This is a genomic window from Vibrio splendidus, from assembly GCF_003345295.1.
Taxonomy (GTDB): Bacteria; Pseudomonadota; Gammaproteobacteria; order Enterobacterales; family Vibrionaceae; genus Vibrio; species Vibrio splendidus_K.
This window is the reverse complement of record NZ_CP031055.1, coordinates 256,803-275,370: the sequence shown is the minus strand read 5'-3', so window position 1 is coordinate 275,370 and position 18,568 is coordinate 256,803. Positions and strand designations below refer to the sequence as shown.

At 44.1% G+C, this 18,568-nt stretch carries 16 protein-coding genes; 1 reads left to right on the top strand and 15 read right to left on the bottom strand.

Going from position 1 to position 18,568, the window contains the following annotated elements:
• Positions 1 to 51 precede the first annotated feature (51 nt).
• The 7 genes from DUN60_RS01140 to rppH all read right to left on the bottom strand — a co-directional run bounded on the left by DUN60_RS01140 (position 52) and on the right by rppH (position 7,624).
• Positions 52 to 528: a hypothetical protein gene (locus DUN60_RS01140; RefSeq protein WP_114634292.1), complete on the bottom strand. Its 477-nt coding sequence runs from the start codon at positions 526 to 528 to the stop codon at positions 52 to 54.
• Between the two features lie 217 nt (positions 529 to 745).
• On the bottom strand, positions 746 to 2,140 hold the full coding sequence (locus DUN60_RS01135) for a winged helix-turn-helix domain-containing protein (protein ID WP_114632991.1): 1,395 nt from the start codon (positions 2,138 to 2,140) through the stop codon (positions 746 to 748).
• Between the two features lie 172 nt (positions 2,141 to 2,312).
• A complete protein-coding gene (locus DUN60_RS01130) occupies positions 2,313 to 3,164 on the bottom strand; it encodes a thymidylate synthase (RefSeq protein ID WP_009848438.1) in 852 nt (283 codons plus the stop codon).
• A gap of 9 nt (positions 3,165 to 3,173) precedes the next feature.
• On the bottom strand, positions 3,174 to 3,995 hold the full coding sequence (gene lgt / locus DUN60_RS01125) for a prolipoprotein diacylglyceryl transferase (protein ID WP_054548382.1): 822 nt from the start codon (positions 3,993 to 3,995) through the stop codon (positions 3,174 to 3,176).
• Positions 3,996 to 4,053: 58 nt separating this feature from the next.
• The gene (locus DUN60_RS01120) at positions 4,054 to 4,845 is read right to left on the bottom strand and encodes a sulfite exporter TauE/SafE family protein (RefSeq protein WP_114632990.1); all 792 of its coding nucleotides are present in this window, start codon (positions 4,843 to 4,845) and stop codon (positions 4,054 to 4,056) included.
• 8 nt (positions 4,846 to 4,853) lie between these two features.
• The gene (ptsP, locus tag DUN60_RS01115; protein ID WP_114632989.1) at positions 4,854 to 7,103 is read right to left on the bottom strand and encodes a phosphoenolpyruvate--protein phosphotransferase; all 2,250 of its coding nucleotides are present in this window, start codon (positions 7,101 to 7,103) and stop codon (positions 4,854 to 4,856) included.
• A gap of 2 nt (positions 7,104 to 7,105) precedes the next feature.
• Positions 7,106 to 7,624 carry an RNA pyrophosphohydrolase gene (gene rppH, locus DUN60_RS01110; RefSeq protein WP_004735018.1) on the bottom strand — a complete coding sequence of 173 codons (519 nt, stop codon included), beginning with the start codon at positions 7,622 to 7,624 and terminating at the stop codon, positions 7,106 to 7,108.
• A gap of 616 nt (positions 7,625 to 8,240) precedes the next feature.
• Here rppH and mutH point away from each other — a divergent pair.
• On the top strand, positions 8,241 to 8,906 hold the full coding sequence (mutH, locus tag DUN60_RS01105; RefSeq protein ID WP_086027492.1) for a DNA mismatch repair endonuclease MutH: 666 nt from the start codon (positions 8,241 to 8,243) through the stop codon (positions 8,904 to 8,906).
• An 86-nt stretch (positions 8,907 to 8,992) separates the two neighbouring features.
• Here the strand turns inward: mutH and DUN60_RS01100 are convergent, their stop codons facing one another.
• The 8 genes from DUN60_RS01100 to xerD all read right to left on the bottom strand — a co-directional run bounded on the left by DUN60_RS01100 (position 8,993) and on the right by xerD (position 18,496).
• Positions 8,993 to 9,304, bottom strand: a complete 312-nt coding sequence (locus DUN60_RS01100) for a DUF6482 family protein (RefSeq protein WP_004735016.1) — start codon at positions 9,302 to 9,304, stop codon at positions 8,993 to 8,995.
• Between the two features lie 214 nt (positions 9,305 to 9,518).
• On the bottom strand, positions 9,519 to 9,770 hold the full coding sequence (locus tag DUN60_RS01095) for a hypothetical protein (protein WP_004735015.1): 252 nt from the start codon (positions 9,768 to 9,770) through the stop codon (positions 9,519 to 9,521).
• Positions 9,771 to 10,386: 616 nt separating this feature from the next.
• Entirely contained in the window at positions 10,387 to 11,721 is a 1,335-nt protein-coding gene (gene vpsR, locus DUN60_RS01085) for a cyclic-di-GMP-binding transcriptional regulator VpsR (RefSeq protein ID WP_054547795.1), read from the bottom strand.
• A gap of 271 nt (positions 11,722 to 11,992) precedes the next feature.
• The gene (lysS, locus tag DUN60_RS01080; protein WP_004735013.1) at positions 11,993 to 13,525 is read right to left on the bottom strand and encodes a lysine--tRNA ligase; all 1,533 of its coding nucleotides are present in this window, start codon (positions 13,523 to 13,525) and stop codon (positions 11,993 to 11,995) included.
• Positions 13,526 to 13,623: 98 nt separating this feature from the next.
• A protein-coding gene (prfB, locus tag DUN60_RS01075; protein WP_099426155.1) for a peptide chain release factor 2 occupies positions 13,624 to 14,722 on the bottom strand; the annotation gives its coding sequence in 2 pieces (ribosomal slippage) (positions 13,624 to 14,646 and positions 14,648 to 14,722; 1,098 coding nt in all).
• A gap of 237 nt (positions 14,723 to 14,959) precedes the next feature.
• Positions 14,960 to 16,696 (bottom strand): single-stranded-DNA-specific exonuclease RecJ, encoded by a 1,737-nt coding sequence (gene recJ, locus DUN60_RS01070; RefSeq protein WP_017087527.1) that lies wholly within the window; start codon positions 16,694 to 16,696, stop codon positions 14,960 to 14,962.
• Positions 16,697 to 16,775: 79 nt separating this feature from the next.
• Positions 16,776 to 17,555: a thioredoxin fold domain-containing protein gene (locus DUN60_RS01065; protein WP_017077716.1), complete on the bottom strand. Its 780-nt coding sequence runs from the start codon at positions 17,553 to 17,555 to the stop codon at positions 16,776 to 16,778.
• Positions 17,556 to 17,581: 26 nt separating this feature from the next.
• Positions 17,582 to 18,496, bottom strand: a complete 915-nt coding sequence (gene xerD, locus DUN60_RS01060) for a site-specific tyrosine recombinase XerD (RefSeq protein ID WP_004735009.1) — start codon at positions 18,494 to 18,496, stop codon at positions 17,582 to 17,584.
• Between the last annotated feature and the right edge of the window lie 72 nt (positions 18,497 to 18,568).

The window sequence follows — 18,568 nt, the reverse complement described above, 5'->3', positions numbered from 1 at the left end:
CTAGCTACCCTTCGTATCTCACATCCCGTTTATTCACATCTAAAAAAACGCTTACTTACCTTGCTCATTACGCAGATACATAATGGCGACCATGCCAAAGCCGATAAATTGCCATAAATACTGCCCATCGCTTGCGCCAGTGATGGTTTGAGTGAAAGCCATACAAGCAGTCACAAACAAAGAAGCGAAAGCAGCATAGAGCAACCACGGACGCTCCTTGCCAGACATGAACTCACCTGCAAATACCGAACGGATAACCAGTAAAAACGGCACACATTGCAAAGCAATCAGAATCGGGAACATAAAATCGAATGTTGGACTCAGCAGAGCATGACCGATTTGGCTCTTATCCCAAGTTCCTACAATATAGCCTTTCCAACCAGCCCAAGTGTCACCTGAATAAGCGGTATCTGGCGTAATAAAGCCAAGCACAACGCCCATCACTTTATCGATAAAGCCATTTTTGAACCAAAAGACGAATAAGAAGATCTGAATTGGAATGATCTGAAAAGCAAACTTCTTCAACATGTGTGTACCCCAAATAATTAATGATTTGGTTACCAGTATGTGGAAGTCGATGTTTTTACGCTTGATGCAAGGCAATCGAGCCTGAGTCCAAACAATAATCAAACATGTTGAGAAGCCTGTCGGCACAAGAAAACCTTGCGGAAGAGCCGTTACTATTAGCGGTAACTCAACGTCTTCACTTCAAAGAGAATTATGTGGTTTAGGAAAGGTTTGTTTTTTATAAAGATTCAATAAGATCAAACAGTTGGCCATTATACTCTTTTTTCACTTCGGTATAGCGCTGATAGTTGTATTGCGAACCTTCGGGGTTATCCGACAGCTTGTCAGCCACACTAAGTAGATAAAAACTGATTGGGCTCGGTGTACTTTCGGCAGCATAAAAAAGGTAAGGGAAAGCTTGATTAGCATGTTGGTTGATTAACAGTGCAAGACCCAACGTAAGGTTGGCAATATCACAACGCGGATTCATCTCAAAGGCTTGCTTTGCCAGTTGCAGTGCATGTTCGCGATCTTCTTGCTCATGACTTTGCAAATAAGCCAAAGATTCCGAATACGACAATAAGGCATTGACCAGATAATTGTCTCTTCCTTGCTGTTGAATCGTATCCAACTGAAGTGCGATCTCTGCAAATGGCTGTCCACCTTTGCCTTGGTAGAAAAGCGATATCCCCTCTGAAATAACCTTCCAATCATCGTAGTTATCAATAGCGGTCACTCGATGACTGACTACGCCGTATTCTGAACTCATTGGGGCAATAATAGCTTTAATCTCAAGAATCACATCCCCAATAGCATCAAAGAAGTTGTCTTGGCTAAAGCTCTTTTCCACTTTCTGGCTTTGATTGGGCTGGCGGTTGTTTTGTATCAGCACGCTCAGTACATAGTCACCGCCCTTTTTCTTGAGCCAACCTTTAAGTTCGACACCATTATTGGCAAGTGACTGCTTGCCCTGTTTCGATAGCTGAGAGAAGTGGTAACCTGATAAGTTTTTAGCCGAATTCAATCCATAGAAAAGATAGTTGTATACACTTTCCGACATCTCATAATCGTCCGCAGAATCGAGCGTAATATCATGGATATAAACGGGAATCACATTACTTTGATTAGCGGAAATACCCACAGTGTCATTGGTTGGGGCATCGCTTTTCCATGCCAAAATTGCGATCAAACCCAACGCTAATACAGCGGTTGTAATAAAGACGATAGTTTTATTTTTGGGCTTAGAAACAACAACTTTGGTTTCAGGTGGGAGTATATCTTCTACAGGAGTAGTCTCAACGCTAGGCTGAACTATCTCAATATCAAACAGATAACCTTGCTTAGGAATGGTTTGAATGATGCGATACGGACGTGCTTTATCCTGAAGCTGACTGCGCAATAAACTGATGACCTGTCTGACCAAGTTGTCAGACACTTGGGTTCTTTGCCAGACATCAGCAGCTATCTGCTGCGTACTAACCACTTGCCCACGCTTCTCGATGAAATAGCTGAGCAGCCTTGCTTGTAGTGGCTCTAAATGAATCTCTTCACTATCAATCACCAACTGGTTTTTATCAGGGTAGAAAGCAATAGGAAAGTCGTGTTGCAATACAAAGCAATGCGAGCGAGTCATAGTAGTTCTGTGGTTAGAAAAGACCACTCAAGATTATTGGTTTTACGAATGGTAAGCAAGACAAGCATCAGAAATAAAAAAGGCTGCGCAGAGGCAACCTTTCAATCAGTCAATCAGTCAATCAGTCAATCAATCAATCAATCAATCAATCAATCAATCAAAGCAGATTAGATTAAACCGAGAATGGGTACTTAATCGCTTCGTGGCATTCGTAGCCTTCAACCCAGAAGTCATCCATCGTCACCCACGTTTCCAAATCTTCTAAAGACTTAATCTCAGGATTGATATGGAATGTTGGCCCCGCTAAAGGCTCACGCTTCAACTGGATATCACGCATAGGTGCGAGTTGATCTTCGTAGATATGAGCATTAACCAGCTTATGGTAAGCCACACCCGCTTTTTTACCAGTGATTTGCGCCATGATTGCTAGGAACACATACACTTGCACCATGTTGAAGTTCAGGCCTAATGGAACATCACAAGAGCGCTGAGTACTGTTTAGGTACAAAGTGTCACCAAGTAGAGAGAAGTGGTGGCTGTACATACACGGACGCAAACAACCCATGTGGAACTCACCTGGGTTATAAAAGTTTAAGATCTCGCCGCGGTCATCAATGCCGTTTGTTAGATCATCAACAATCTTCTTCAGTTGGTCGATATGACCGCCGTCAGGTTTTGCCCATGCACGTCCTTGAACGCCATAAACCCGGCCCATGTCGTCTTCACCCTTGCGGTAAGGGTTATTCAGCCATGCTTCATTCAGGTTAGAATTCGCATCCCAAGTTTTAGTCCCTAGCTTACGAAAATCTTCAGCATTGTCGTAACCGCGGATATAGCCAAGCAGCTCAGCAACTGCGGCTTTCCAGAAACTTTTACGTGTTGTTACCAGTGGGAATTGGTTATTACCAACATCATATTCAAGGTCAGCATTGATTACGGTTAGGCAGCGCTTGCCTGTGCGTTCATTTTCAATCCAAGTACCGTCATTAACGATACGCTGACAGAGATCTAAATACTGTTTCACACCAATTCCTTACTTCGTTTGTTGTGGTAATTCATCTTTGTAGTGACCACGCTTGTATGCCCAAACCATCATCAGCACACCGATGATAACCATTGGCAGTGACAAAATTTGTCCCATAGAGATAAATCCACCGAACAAACCTAGCTGAGCATCAGGTTCACGTACGTATTCAACTAGGAAGCGGAATGTACCATATCCTGCTAGGAATAACCCTGATACAGAACCAAGAGGGCGCGGCTTTTTGATGAACCAGTTCAAGATGAAGAACAGTACAATACCTTCAAGCGCCATTTCATAAAGCTGAGATGGATGACGAGGAAGTGGACCACCGTTAGGGAATACAATCGCCCATGGCACATCAGTCACACGCCCCCATAGCTCACTGTTCATGAAGTTGCCCATACGCCCCATACCTAAACCAAATGGCACTAATGGTGCAATCATGTCAGCGACACCAAAGAAGGTTCGACCGTTCTTTTTGGCATACCAAAACATCGCGGTGATCACACCAATCAAACCACCGTGGAAAGACATACCGCCAGTCCATACCTTAAATAGGTAGAGTGGATCTTCAATGAAAAGGCCAAAGTTGTAGAAAAGTACGTAGCCAATACGACCACCCAATACCACACCTAGAAAGCCGGCAAACAGTAAGTCTGATACTTGCTCTCGAGTCCAACCACTACCGGGTTGATCAGCTCGGCGATTTGCTAACCAAAGAGCAAACATAAAACCGACAAGGTACATTAGGCCGTACCAACGAACTGAGATTGGTCCTAGTTCAATAAGAACAGGATCGATATTTGGGAATTCGATAAAACCCTGAGACATACTTGGCTCTCTATCTAAAATTGAATAACGGTTAACTCAACAGCTAACAGAAAAGACACTACAGCAGCATAGTGGCTGCTATAAACATTAAAAATACCGCAAAGAATTTCTTCAGCACGGGGGTTGGTAATTGAGTGGCCAGTTTAGCGCCAACTCGTGTGGTCAGAACTGAGGTACAAGATATCGCGATCAAAGCCGGTAGATAAACATAACCCAAGCTATACGCCGGAAGATCATCGACAGAAGAGCCATGCCAAATAAAGCCTAACATTCCCGAAATCGCGATAACACAACCACATACAGAGGATGAGCCAACCGCTTTGCGCATTTCCACACCGTGATGATTAAGGAAGGGTACCGATAAAGAACCACCACCAATACCAGCCAAGCTTGAAACCAAACCAATACCGCCACCACATAACATGGTCTTAACTGAACCCGGCATCAACTTTTGACTCTTAGAGCGGATCGACAACAACATCTGCAACGCCAATACCAAGACAATCACACCAAAGACTTTTGGCAGATATTGAGCAGGAATAACGTCGGCGACAAAAGAACCTAAGAAACCACCAATCACCACGCCAGGCATCAACCACTTAACGACAAAAAGCTCCACATTACCCAATTTTAAATGGTTAATCGCAGACGACCCTGAGGTAACAATAATGGTTGATAACGAGGTAGCCAATGCCATTTGCATCGCAAACTCTTGAGGAATACCCGCTTTAGGAAGCAAAAACAGCAAGGCAGGAACTACCAGCAAGCCACCGCCAATGCCTAGCAAGCCCGCTAAAACACCAACAATAGCACCAAGGCCCGCTAACAAGCCTATCAGTTCATATGACACGTTAAATCCTATTTTTTACCTGCTCGAATGAAGCCTGTAAATTCACGCTCTTCGAAATAGTTCAGCATCATACTATATATGTCACTACCATATGGTTTTGAAAGCGCTCTATTTGCCAAATCCTGTAATTCACTCAAGTTAGATTGGCGAATCAAATATTTAGTCCTCGCGACATTTGAGGTATTCATACTTAACGCCTCATACCCCAACCCAATCAGTAACAACGCGCCCATAGGATCACCGGCTAGCTCGCCACAAATACACACAGGTAATTGATGTTGCTTACAAGTATCATGAATTTGTTTTAATGCCATGATCACCGCTGGGTGCATTGATTCATAGACATCAGATACTCGTGAATTGTTCCGATCAACCGCTAATAAATATTGAGTTAAGTCGTTGGTACCGACTGAAACAAAGTCGACCTTATCAGCAATCAGCGGCAGTATGTAAAGCATTGATGGCACTTCAATCATGATACCAACGCGAGGCATACGCACTCGGTTATCAAGCTCATGCACTTCGTCATACGCTTGTTCAATAAGTTGTAGCGCGTCATCCAGTTCCTGAGCACCAGAGATCATCGGCAGCAAAATACTCAAGTTATGGCTTTCACAGCTCGCACGTAGCATGGCACGTAACTGAATAATAAAGATGTCAGGATGATCGAGCGTAAAACGAATACCACGCCAGCCAAGGAATGGGTTGTCCTCTTCGATTGGAAAATAAGGTAAGGCCTTATCGCCACCGATATCGAGTGTACGCATCACCACTTGCTTCTCAGGGTAGCTCGCGAGTACAGAACGGTATTGCTTGAACTGTTCGTCCTCTGACGGAAACCTCTGCTGCAACAAGAAAGAAATTTCGGTTCGATACAGCCCCACCCCATCAACGCCTTGGTTGATAGCGATATTGGTGTCGGCACTCAAGCCCGCATTAAGCAGGATCTCGACTTGCTGGTTGTCTTGCGTTTTTGCTGGTAAGTATAGTTCTCGATTGACCATAGAAGAGAGCTCACTCTCTTCTAAAATCAGCCCTTGATATTCTTTGAGCAGGTTTTGAGTCGGCTCAATAAAGATCTCGCCACTATACCCGTCGACAATCGCTTGCTTACCATTAGCTTGAGCAAGATTTAGGTTAACCCCCATAACAGAAGGAATACCCAAAGCTCGAGATAAAATCGCGGCATGTGAGTTCGCCGCCCCTTCCAAAGAAATAACAGCTAAAAGTTTTTCTTTGGGAATAGAGGCCAATACCGAAGCCGTTAACTCTCGAACCACCAAAATAATTGGCTTATCTAGCGTGCGAAGTTCATGTTCAGAATTGTGAAGGAAATAGAGCAATCTTTGACCAAGCTCTCGGATGTCTTGTGCCCTCTCACGAAGGTACACGTCTGACATACGAGCAAAGCGATTCGAGTAGCTCTCAACAACCTGCCTTAATGCCCAATCGGCTTTATCGCCTTTCTGGATTTGGCTCTTAAGATCCTTACGTAACATTGGATCGTTGAGTAAGTGAGTAAACAGGTCAAAGATCGCCAACGCGTCTTTATTGATTTCACTGTCTAGGCGCTTTCGCATTCGCTTAAAGTCATTGAGAGCATTTTCGACGGCGACTGCCAGCATTTCATGCTCTCTTTCAACATTAAGCGTCGATGCTGGATAAACATCGGTGAGTTCAGGCTGAGTGTTATCCCACCATAAATCACCAATCGCAACGCCCGATGAAGCTGCAATACCTTTAATCTTAGGTAGCTTCTGTTGCTCTAAAAGCCAATGGCCTTGAGTTTGAGCGTGCGCCACAATAACCGCAAGTTGTGCTGAGAGTGTGACAAGGAAGGATTCTTCCATCTCACTGAATAAACGAGGAGACTTCTGTTGAATGACCAATACGCCAAGCACTTGCTTACGATGGATAATCGGAGTGCCGAGAAAAGAGTGATAAACCTTTTCTCCAAGCTCTGGAAAAAACTTATAAGCAGGGTGAGCAGACGCTTGTGCAAGGTTGATAGGTTCAGCACTTCTTTTGACAAGGCCAACCAGACCTTCGTCAAAACCAATGTGAATGCTATTGCCTTTGAAGATCAGGCCTTGAGTTGCCATCAACTCAAGACGCTGCATATCATTATTTGCCAAATACACGGTGCAACATTCCGTCTGCATCGCACTGCATGTCTCTTTAACCAAAATATCAAGAGCCGTCGACACATCTTCAACTCTTGATACGTGTTCAACTATTTCCCTTAGTTGACTGAGCATGCTTAACCTCTACGCAATTTGCGTTTTCCTTTTGTTTTTCGCTCTTTAAACGGCATTGCTAAAGATGCGAATTCTTTCATCGCTCGACGGTAAACATCTCGCTTGAAAGAAACAACTTGTCGAACTGGGTACCAGTAACTCACCCAACGCCAACCATCAAACTCAGGTGTACTTCCACGCTGCATATTGATCTGCGATTCATCGCAATCTAAGCGTAAAAGGAACCACTTCTGTTTTTGTCCAATACAGACAGGTTTAGAATCCCACCGAACCAGTCGTTTGGGCAGCTTATAGCGTAACCAATGACGACTTGTCGCGACGATCTTTACATCCTTTTTAGTAAGGCCAACCTCTTCATACAACTCGCGGTACATTGCCTGTTCCGGAGTTTCACCTTCATCTATTCCCCCTTGAGGGAATTGCCATGAATGTTGCCCGTATCGTTTAGCCCAGAAGACCTGACCATGGTTGTTACAGATTACAATACCAACATTTAATCGGTAACCATCGCCATCTATCACTGGCCAACCTCTATCTAAATTTTTAATTACTCTGATTTTTCCACATATCCCCAATCGGAGCAAACTTAGTGACGTGACAAGCGCTATATTTATGAATATTAACTAAGAATATGGATAAGTTTTGCTCAAATTCTAGTTACCCACACAAGAGTGAGACATAGACCACATTTATTCACCTTTTCTGTGAATAACTATGTGAAGAATTACCCGCAATCGTTTTTTTTAATCCATAGATTCATCAACATCAAAAACACCAAGTCGAGTAAATATAATTTATTTAATTAAAAATCAATTAATTAGAATTAGAATTTCATTTTTAAAAACATTAAAAAAGTAAAAGATCTTTCAAAAACAGAACATGGTTAAAGATCAACCACTCCGATGTTTATCCACACTAGTAAGCGAAAGATTCATTTTGAGCCCCATTTGGCAAGCATTTAATCCACCATAAACCCCTGTTTATTTATCCACTAAATTAATATTTCAATTAATTACCTTTATGTCCTGTGGATAACCATGAGTTTGATCCCTTTCCTAACAAGGAGATCATTTCTTAACCAGTCGTCATATGGTGATAACTTCTGGTAAAATCATTTTTTTGATCATGTCTTTTATTATGAAACCAGAACCACAAACACAACAAGAGCTGCTAGACAGAGCGTATGCTATCGCCGGAATGACCTTTAAAGAGCTCGCCGATGAAGCTGAGATGGTGATGCCAAACGACCTCAAGCGTGATAAAGGCTGGGTTGGACAACTATTGGAATGGCACTTGGGTGCGCCCGCTGGCAGTAAACCAGAACAAGATTTTGCCAAACTCGGTATCGAGCTTAAAAGCATCCCGATTGGCTACTCTGGAAAGCCACTCGAAACCACCTTTGTTTGTGTCGCTCCATTGATGGGCGTGCAAGGCATAACTTGGGAAACCAGTCACGTTCGAAACAAGCTGTCTAAAGTGTTGTGGATCCCAGTTGAGGGAGAAAGAGAGATCCCGCTGGCAGAAAGGCATGTTGGCTCCCCATTACTCTGGACACCAAGCCTAGCTGAAAACGAACTCCTGAAAAGAGACTGGGAAGAACTGATGGAGTTGATCGTGTTGGGTAATGTTGAACAGATAACAGCAAGACACGGCGAAGCACTGCATTTGCGACCAAAAGCGGCCAACAGTCGCGTGTTAACAGAAGCTTACGGTGCAAGTGGAAAACCTATCAAGACTAAGCCACGTGGTTTCTATCTACGGACTCAATTCACCCATAAATTGCTGACAACCCATTACGCATAGAGCTCTTATCTAGCATAGATGGACCAAACTATCAGTATGTTACAAACCGCCTGTAACTAGAATCAATCTCTAGCTACGAACGCTCTCTAATGAGGTTTGAGCGCCAGTTCAATATCGCAGTAGCTTTGGCTTGGCTCATTACCAAACTCGTCATAGGCGTTGTGTAAGCGAAGATACGCCTTTTCAAAACCGAGCCGGAGCAACTCTTCTTTCACTTGATCCAAGGATCCAAAGTGAAGCGGCTCACCGTCTTGCTTTACCGGTTCTAGCTTGTGTTTATATTCCACTGCTAATAGATATTCCGAGATATCGGAACAGCCAATAACGTATACCTTCGGTGTTTGATAAGAGTCTTTGTGCTCTCCATGTAACCACATGTCTAATTGATGCTTTTGCATAGCCAGCCTCCCTTGCTCTATAAAGCGTAGTAGAACTCTTTTTCTTTACTAGATAACGACTTAAAAAAGCACACATAACGGCTTAAAAAAGCAAAAAAGAGAAGCAAGTGCTTCTCTTCTTTGGCCTGTTTTAGTTCAAAAGCTTGCACTTTCGACGCCACAACTATCACTGATATTTATCTTAAGGGGTGAAAGGCGCTATCACCCCACAAGATTACGTCGGTATTCGCGCGCTTAAGACTCGACGAAGATGACGAACTCGACGTTCAATCGTAACGACTTCAGGTTCAGAAAAACCAATTGGTCGACCATCGGCTTCAAGGCCAATATCTCTCAATAAATGAGTATTGTTCCATGGTAGATCGTATGAACTACGACGAACTTTTCGTTGCCATTCACGTTCTTCACGACGAAGATCTGCACGGATAAGGACTGTTGCTAGTTTTAAGTATACTGAGTGACGCATAATAACTCTCCAGTTGTAAAATAAACTGAGGAAAAATAGCGTGTTAGATAGTATGAGGGCTTCTCACTTAGCTGCTATTTTTCCGCAGCCAAATAAGGGTACGGATCTATTAGTTAGGTTTATCTTGGGTGTTTCGATCGGCCATGGCTGATGTTTGTGACATAACAGTCACCATGTCAGTACACGGATCAAACGACGCGCAAATATGCTGTATAAAATCGAAATGTTTCATTTGCGCCTCCAAACTAACTAAAAAATCCAAAAAGAAATGAGATAATAAAAGCAAATAAGTCTTTGTTAAGCTATTGCTTTCACGGTTAAAGTCTAACCAAGTGAGTATATTATTCAACCGATAATTGATTAACAATTTCAAAACAAATTATTCACCCAAAATATCAGTTGCATATCACTTTATATATAACATATTCACTATGATTATATAAAATCACAGAACATCTCTCTTAAAGACCGAGCCTCCAATAGCTCAATCTATCAATCTATCAGCTGTCAACGATCAACGATCAACGAGAAGTTGTAGCAATAGATATAAAAAACCACGCATCATGCGTGGCTCTTATATTTACATTAACTGGATAGAATCAATGAATAGAGAGCTCTAAACAACACCTTCAGAAATCAGGCCATGTTTATTCAGCAATCTGTACATGGTTGCACGCGAAACTCCAAGCTCCTTAGCGGCCAACGATACTTGACCACCATAAGATTCCAGAACAATCAACAACGCATCTCGCTCTGAACGCTCACGGATACTTTTGAGACTGCGGCGCTCATCATTCTGTTTTGGTAAATCAAGTTGTTGATCGTCAATGATCACCGCATCCGACATCAGCACGACACGCTTAATTTGATTCATCAGCTCACGCACATTGCCCGGCCAGTGATAACGATTCATTGAGCGGATAGCATCGTCTGAAAAGCTCTTGGCTTGAGCATTAAACTCTTTTGAATACTCACGTAAAAAATGATTAGCCAGTACTGAAATATCACTCACTCGCTCTTTCAAGCTCGGAACGTGAATACGCAGAACATTGATGTAATGATAAAGCTCTTCATTGAAGTCGCCCTCGATCAATGCCTTTTCGATATCAGAAGAGTTCGCGGCCAGAATACGCACATCGACAGGTTTAGGACCATCCGCAGTTTCAATTTTACCTTCTTGTAAGAAACGCAGCAGGTTCAACTGCTGATTACGTGGCATCGCCAATACATCATTGAGTAAGATGGTTCCGCCGTCGGCTTCTTCCAACAGACAAGGTGCTGCAGCGGGCTGTGCTGAGATACCAAATACCTCGGCTTCTATTCTCATTTCAGATAAGGCACGACAATTGACCGTTAAAAATGGCTTTTGCGCTCGCGAAGAGTTTTGATGAATTGAGCGTGCAACCGTCTCTTTTCCTGCTCCACTCTCTCCGTAAATCAGGATACTGACATCTGTCGGCCCAATGCGCTTTACTTGGTCTCTCAAACGCTTCACAGCCACAGAGTCGCCAAGCAAACCCATATTGTTGTTGATGCCGTAGTTTGGCCATACTTTCTGCTCAAGCTTGAGCATACCCAGTTGGTGACCAATGGTACTCAATAACTGGGCATCTGGGATTGGCGCCGTGAAAAAGTCGATACAGAAGTTCACGATAAATTGGCAAATGGTATCAGAGCTCAATTGCGATTCACGAATAAAGGCGAGCCATCTTACTTGCTTGTTGTTGCTCACGAGATTAGCGATACCGTTAAGGCTAAACTCATCATGACTAAGATCCACAATGCCAATGCATGGGCCAATGTCAGCAATCAAGGCATCGGCTTTTCGTAAATCTGCACACTGGGTACATTGCCAACCCACTTGCTCTAACACTGATAACCAGGGTTCGTACGCACCACCAACGACGATAAGAGAACCTGGTAAGGAATCCATCTTAAATTGAGTTCCCATCCTTCTTCCTTATTCTATTTTTATTTAAATCAAGCTAATACGAGTCACTGCTTCATCGTTCGACAAAATGCCACGAGATCGTATTCAGCGCAGGACGTATAGTAGTGAGACTATCTTAGATTTTATGTCTCAATAGTAAGACTATGTCAGAAATAATGGTTTTTCGAATCAAGAGTGCGGTACAGGCTAGGTTTTGCAGCCTAAAAACAGAAAAAGCCACCCGAAGGTGGCTTTTTTAATTAGATGGGCTGTTACATCCCATAAGCGAGTATTACGCTTGTGGACGCATTGCCGGGAACAAGATCACGTCACGGATTGTGTGCGTATTTGTAAATAGCATCGCTAGACGATCGATACCAATACCTTGACCCGCTGTTGGCGGTAAGCCGTGCTCTAGTGCAGTAATGTAGTCTGCATCGTAGTACATCGCTTCGTCATCACCCGCGTCTTTTGCGTTAACTTGCGCTTTAAAACGCTCATCTTGGTCTTGTGCATCGTTAAGCTCAGAGAAGCCATTCGCTACTTCACGGCCACCGATGAAGAACTCAAAGCGGTCTGTGAAGAATGGGTTGCTGTCGCTACGACGAGCCAATGGAGAAATGTCCGCTGGGTAACCCGTGATGAACGTTGGTTGAATGAGCTGAGGCTCAGCCGTTTCACCAAAGATCTCTTCAAGAAGCTGACCACATGTCCAGAATTTCTCAACGTACAGACCCACTTCTTCTGCAATTTTAACCATCAATTCTCTGTTCTGAAGATCATCTTCAGTCAGAGCTTGAATGTTTGCATTTTCAGGCGTGTAGTGTTTGATTGCATCGAACATGCTCATGCGAGCGTAAGTGCCACCGAACTCAACCGTTTCATCACCGTAAGGCATAGAAGTAGAACCAAGAACGTCCATCGCTGCTGTGCTTAGCATCTCTTCAGTTAGATCCATTAGATCTTTGTAGTCAGAGTACGCTTGGTAGAATTCCATCATTGTGAATTCTGGGTTGTGACGTGGAGAGAGACCTTCGTTACGGAAGTTACGGTTGATCTCGAATACACGGTCAAAACCACCAACCACTAGACGCTTAAGGTAAAGCTCAGGTGCAACACGTAGGTACATGTCGATGTCTAATGCGTTGTGATGAGTGATGAATGGACGCGCTGTAGCACCGCCCGGGATCACGTGCATCATTGGCGTTTCAACTTCTAGGTAGCCTTTTGAGCTCATGAAGTTACGGATTGAAGACACAAGCTTAGAACGCACGATGAATGTGTTACGAGAGTCTTCGTTCACGATTAGGTCAACGTAACGCTGGCGGTAACGCATCTCTTGGTCAGTTAGACCGTGGAACTTCTCTGGTAGAGGACGAAGTGCTTTAGTTAGCAGTTCAAACTCTTCCATGTTCACGTAAAGGTCACCTTTACCAGATTTGTGAAGCGCACCTTTAACACCGATGATGTCACCGATATCTAGGCCTTGGTACTTCTCTTTCAGTACTTTTTGTACGTCTTTCGCTGCGTATGCTTGGATACGACCAGAAGTTTCTTGAATCGCAAGGAATGGACCACGCTTCGCCATGACACGACCAGCGATCGCAACGATGTGGTTAAGCTCTTCTAGCTCTTCCTTAGTCTTCTCACCGAATTCCGCTTGAAGATCGCCAGCTAGGTGCTCGCGACGGAAATCATTTGGGTGACCGTTCGCTTTGCAGTTTAAGCGGATGTGATCCAGCTTGCTACGGCGTTCAGCGATTAGTTTGTTCTCTTCAGGTGAAGAAGCTTCTTGTGCGTTTTCGTTTTGAACAGCATCAGTCATTAGAGATGTACCTTGCTTTTATAATTTGGACAGCTATATTTTTGAAAATATAGGCATTTTTACCAATATTATTGGTAAAGCTTAATAGTTGGTAAAGCTTACAGACCTGATTTCAGGCTAGCTTCAATAAACTTGTCTAAGTCACCGTCAAGAACCGCTTGAGTATTGCGATTTTCGATGCCGGTGCGCAAATCTTTGATACGAGAATCATCCAGTACGTAAGAGCGGATTTGACTGCCCCAACCGATGTCTGACTTCGTTTCTTCGCTCGCTTGTTTTTCAGCATTTTGTTTTTGAATCTCAAGTTCAAAAAGCTTAGCACGTAGCTGCTTCATCGCTTGGTCTTTGTTCTTATGCTGCGAACGGTCATTCTGACATTGAACCACGGTGTTGGTTGGAACGTGAGTAATACGTACCGCCGATTCCGTGGTGTTTACGTGTTGACCACCAGCACCAGAGGCACGGTATACGTCAATACGTAAGTCAGAAGGATTAATATCGATCGTAATGTTGTCATCAATCTCTGGGTAGATAAACGCAGATGCAAATGAAGTATGACGACGGCCACTTGAATCAAATGGTGACTTACGAACTAGACGGTGAACACCTGTCTCTGTACGTAACCAACCATAAGCGTATTCACCAGAAATACGTACCGTTGCGCCTTTAAGGCCAGCAACATCACCATCAGACACTTCGATCACTTCGGTCTTGAAGCCTTTCGAATCTGCCCAACGTAAGTACATACGCAACATCATTGAAGTCCAATCTTGAGCTTCTGTACCGCCCGAGCCTGACTGTAAATCGATGTAGCAATCTGATGCGTCGTGATCGCCAGCAAACATACGACGGAATTCCAGTTTTTCTAGCTTAGCTTCTAGCTCTGCTAATTCTGGTTCGATTTCGTCAAACGTTTCTTGATCTTCTTCTTCAACCGCAAGCTCTAATAAACCCTCAACATCCTCAACACCTTGGTCAAGTTGGTCGATCGTTTCTACTACTGCTTCCAATGCAGAACGTTCTTTACCTAGCGCTTGAGCACGCTCAGGTTCGTTCCATACATCCGGTTGTTCTAATTCTGCGTTTACTTCTTCTAGACGCTCTTTTCTAGCGTCATAGTCAAAGATACCCCCTCAGGATATTTGTGCGTTCAGACACATCCTGCAGACGGTTTTTAATAGGATTGATTTCAAACATTTTAGCTCATCATTTATGAGTAGAATTTAACCGAAGAATTGTACTCAAAAGTGTGACGGAGATACAGAATTTTTTAGAGCGGAAAGCCAAGATTCAACAACTTAATGGAATATAAAATTGACAGACAGAAAAAATACGTGAAATTTGTAAGGGAAAGAAAGAAAACAAGCCCTGTTTTTGAACAGAGCTTGTTGAATTTGGGGCTAAATGATGAACATCATTCAGTGAACGATAACGCTATTTGGCTTCAATATGGTCAACCATCAACTGCAACGATTGGTTGCCACGAAACTCGTTGATATCGAGCTTAAATGCAAGATGAACCGTTTTCACGGACGCATCTGGCCAGCGACGTAAATCAACATTGAAAGCAATACCATCAATCATCACATTGGTTGGGTGGCCTTTGTATAGAGGTTCTAGCATCAATTTAAGGTGTTTTTCACCTACCAGTTTTTGATGCAGCACTTTAAATTCACCATCAAAGATGGGTTCTGGGAAAGCTTGGCCCCACGGACCACCTGAGCGCAACGTCTCAGCGGTATGCATTGAGAACTCTTCAGGTAATAGCTCACCATCAGACAAGATAATGCCCTTAAGTGCCGTCTCACCGAGTTCTTTACGCACAACGTCATCAAACATCTTGCTGAATCGCTCGAAGTCTTTTTCCATAATGGTTAAGCCAGCAGCCATTGCGTGACCACCAAACTTCAAGATCAAGCCAGGATTTTGAGTATCGATTCTGTCTAGCGCATCGCGCATGTGCAAACCTGGAATCGAACGACATGAACCCTTGATGCTGCCTTCACCACCATCAGCAAATGCGATCACTGGGCGATGATATTTGTCTTTGATACGCGAAGCGAGAATACCGATTACGCCTTGGTGCCAATCACGTTGAAACAGCGCCAAACCAGAAGGCAAATCGTCTTTACCAAATTCAAGGCGCTCACAAAAAGCCATCGCTTCTTGTTTCATGCCCTCTTCGATCTCTTTACGTGTTTGGTTCAAGCCATCTAACTCGCTGGCCATTCGACGCGCGGCATGGATGTTGTTACTCATTAGCAGCTCAACACCAAAAGACATGTCATCCAATCGGCCAGCCGCATTGATACGTGGACCAAGCGCAAAACCAAAATCGGAGGCAACTAATCGCTTAGCATCTCGCTTAGCAATTTCAATCAAGGCTTGAATACCCGGACGAGCTTTACCCGCACGAATGCGTTGTAGCCCTTGGTGTACCAAGATTCGGTTATTCTCATCGAGTGGAACCACATCCGCAACAGTACCCAGTGCCACAAGGTCAATCAGTTCCATCAGCTTAGGTTCTGTCATACCGTGTTGAGCAAACCAGCCCAACTTACGCATGTGAACACACAACGCCATCATCAGATAAAAGGCGACGCCAACACCCGCTAGCGCTTTTGAAGGAAATGCGCAGCTCTCTAAGTTCGGATTCACCATCGCATCAGCGATTGGCAGTTCATTCCCTGGCAAGTGATGGTCTGTAACCAGAACGTCTAGCCCTTTCTCTTTCGCGAAACGGACACCATCAATCGAAGAGACACCATTATCGACCGTCATGATTACTTCAGCGCCAAGTTCGATCGCCTGCTCGACAACCTCTGGGCTCAAGCCATAGCCATCTTCAAAACGGTTTGGGACGAGATAGTCGACGTTGGAACTGCCCAACATACGCAGAGCAAGCACAGACAACGCCGAACTGGTTGCACCATCGGCATCAAAATCACCGACAATGATAATGCGTTTTTGCTGCTGAATCGCTTTGAACAACAGCTCAACCGCAGCATCAATGCCACCCAGTTTTTGATAAGAGTGCAAGCCTTTCGCTGCTGTCTCTAGTTGGTCAGCACTGTCGATTCCACGACTCACATAAATGCGCTTTAACAAGTCAGGTAAGTGAGCAGGTAAGACTGAAGTGTCGACCTCAGGACGGCGTTGGATCTCTATCATATAAAAATGGGCCTGATATTAATCAGGCCACTCCTTAAATCAAAAACATGGGGGATAATTTGGCAATACAGAAACGATATTATTGCTCTAAACGTTGAAGAAGTTGTGCTGGCGGTAAGTAACCACTCACCAACTCACCACTTGCTAGCACGATAGCAGGAGTGCCATTGATGCCAAGCTCACGACCTAATTGGTATTGTTTAGCGATGATCTGCTTCTGCTCTGCTAGGTCTTTACCAGACGCTGGCATTTGACGGTTTACTTTAGCATCGTGCATGGCTGTTTTTGGATCATCTGAAGCCCAGATTGCCGCCATTTGATCGGCAACTTGTCCTGTCGCACCTTGGCGTGGGTAAGCCATGTAACGAACGGTAATACCTAGATCGTTATAGCCTTGCATTTGGCTGTGCAGACGAACACAGTAACCACAGGTAATGTCAGTAAATACCGTCACAACGTACTTTTCGTTATCGGCTTTATATTCGATAACTGTATCCGACATCGCCGCGACCTTTTCAGCATTAAGTGGAGCTTGACGCTCAGCCAGAACGTCACTGAATTTGCCGTTATCATCCAGAGAGTAAAGAGTGCCGGCTAGAAAGTGATCGCCCTCTGGAGAAGAAAAGATAATGCCACTGTTAGTTTGAATTTCTAATAGGCCATCGATGTCTGAAGGAACGATCTTCTCTACCTTGATACCGATTTTTTCAAAACGCTTAGTTAACGCTGCTGTATCAATAGCTTGAGCTGGAGCAACTTCTACGGCTGTTGATGTTTGTTCTACTTTCGCTTCTGATGCATTACATGCAGTAATCATGAGAGGAAGCACTAATAGAGGAAGACGGCGTAATACGCTCATTAAGTTCACCTTAAAAATAAATGGATTTAAGCACGTGGGTGATGCTGCGCGTGAATTTGCTTCAGCCTTTCGGTCGCCACGTGAGTATAAATTTGGGTTGTCGATAAGTCACTATGCCCAAGCAACATCTGTACGACCCTGAGATCTGCGCCATAGTTCAGTAAATGAGTCGCAAAAGCGTGTCTTAATACGTGTGGTGACAATAGCTCTGTATCTATACCAGCAACAACCGAGTAATGCTTAATACGATACCAGAACGTCTGACGGGTCATTTGCTTGGCGCGTTTACTCGGAAAAACCACATCAGAACTGTTTTCGCCGAGCAGTTGTGGCCGACCTTGTTCAATAAAAGTCTCAATCCAGTCCACGGCATTTTCGCCCATTGGCACCAAGCGCTCTTTACCGCCTTTACCAATAACACGCACCACGCCTTGTCTTAGGCTGATATTTTCCATCGTCAAACTGACTAACTCGGTCACACGAAGACCAGTTGCATATAATAACTCAAGCATCGCTTTATCGCGAAGCTCAATAGGGTCATTGGGATCAGGAGCCTCTAGCAGTGCATTAACTTGCTCTTCACTCAAATCTTTTGGCAAGCGCTGTGGCAGCTTAGGGCTGATCAACAATGCACTCGGATCATCGCCTCTCACTTTCTCGCGGTGCAAGTATTGGAACAAGCGACGAATCGCCGACAACATGCGAGCACGGGAAGTCTGCTTAAAATCGGCGTCGGCTAACCAGCCTTGATAATCCTGTAGCCCTGAAAGGCTAATAAAGTCGAGGCGGTAATTGTTCTTTTCCATCCACGTTAGAAGCTTGGACAAGTCGGTACGATATGAGACAAGCGTATTCTCCGATAACCCCCTCTCCATCCACATAGCATCTAAAAACTGCTCAACGAGACCGTGGTCTGCGCTCTGCCCTTGAGGCGACTGCATAGTGTTACTCACAATATTGGAAACTATTTTGAGAGTATGTCAGAGCAAATATGAATGCCATAAAAATTACGA

Bases quoted from the DNA above. Each gene is read 5' to 3' on its own strand.
- DUN60_RS01140 (WP_114634292.1), bottom strand. From the start codon at position 528: ATGTTGAAGAAGTTTGCTTTTCAGATCATTCCAATTCAGATCTTCTTA.
- ptsP (WP_114632989.1), bottom strand. From the start codon at position 7,103: ATGCTCAGTCAACTAAGGGAAATAGTTGAACACGTATCAAGAGTTGAA.
- vpsR (WP_054547795.1), bottom strand. From the start codon at position 11,721: ATGGGAACTCAATTTAAGATGGATTCCTTACCAGGTTCTCTTATCGTC.
- recJ (WP_017087527.1), bottom strand. From the start codon at position 16,696: ATGATAGAGATCCAACGCCGTCCTGAGGTCGACACTTCAGTCTTACCT.
- DUN60_RS01095 (WP_004735015.1), bottom strand. From the start codon at position 9,770: ATGCGTCACTCAGTATACTTAAAACTAGCAACAGTCCTTATCCGTGCA.
- DUN60_RS01065 (WP_017077716.1), bottom strand. From the start codon at position 17,555: ATGAGCGTATTACGCCGTCTTCCTCTATTAGTGCTTCCTCTCATGATT.
- DUN60_RS01100 (WP_004735016.1), bottom strand. From the start codon at position 9,304: ATGCAAAAGCATCAATTAGACATGTGGTTACATGGAGAGCACAAAGAC.
- lysS (WP_004735013.1), bottom strand. From the start codon at position 13,525: ATGACTGATGCTGTTCAAAACGAAAACGCACAAGAAGCTTCTTCACCT.
- xerD (WP_004735009.1), bottom strand. From the start codon at position 18,496: ATGCAGTCGCCTCAAGGGCAGAGCGCAGACCACGGTCTCGTTGAGCAG.
- DUN60_RS01135 (WP_114632991.1), bottom strand. From the start codon at position 2,140: ATGACTCGCTCGCATTGCTTTGTATTGCAACACGACTTTCCTATTGCT.
- mutH (WP_086027492.1), top strand. From the start codon at position 8,241: ATGAAACCAGAACCACAAACACAACAAGAGCTGCTAGACAGAGCGTAT.
- lgt (WP_054548382.1), bottom strand. From the start codon at position 3,995: ATGTCTCAGGGTTTTATCGAATTCCCAAATATCGATCCTGTTCTTATT.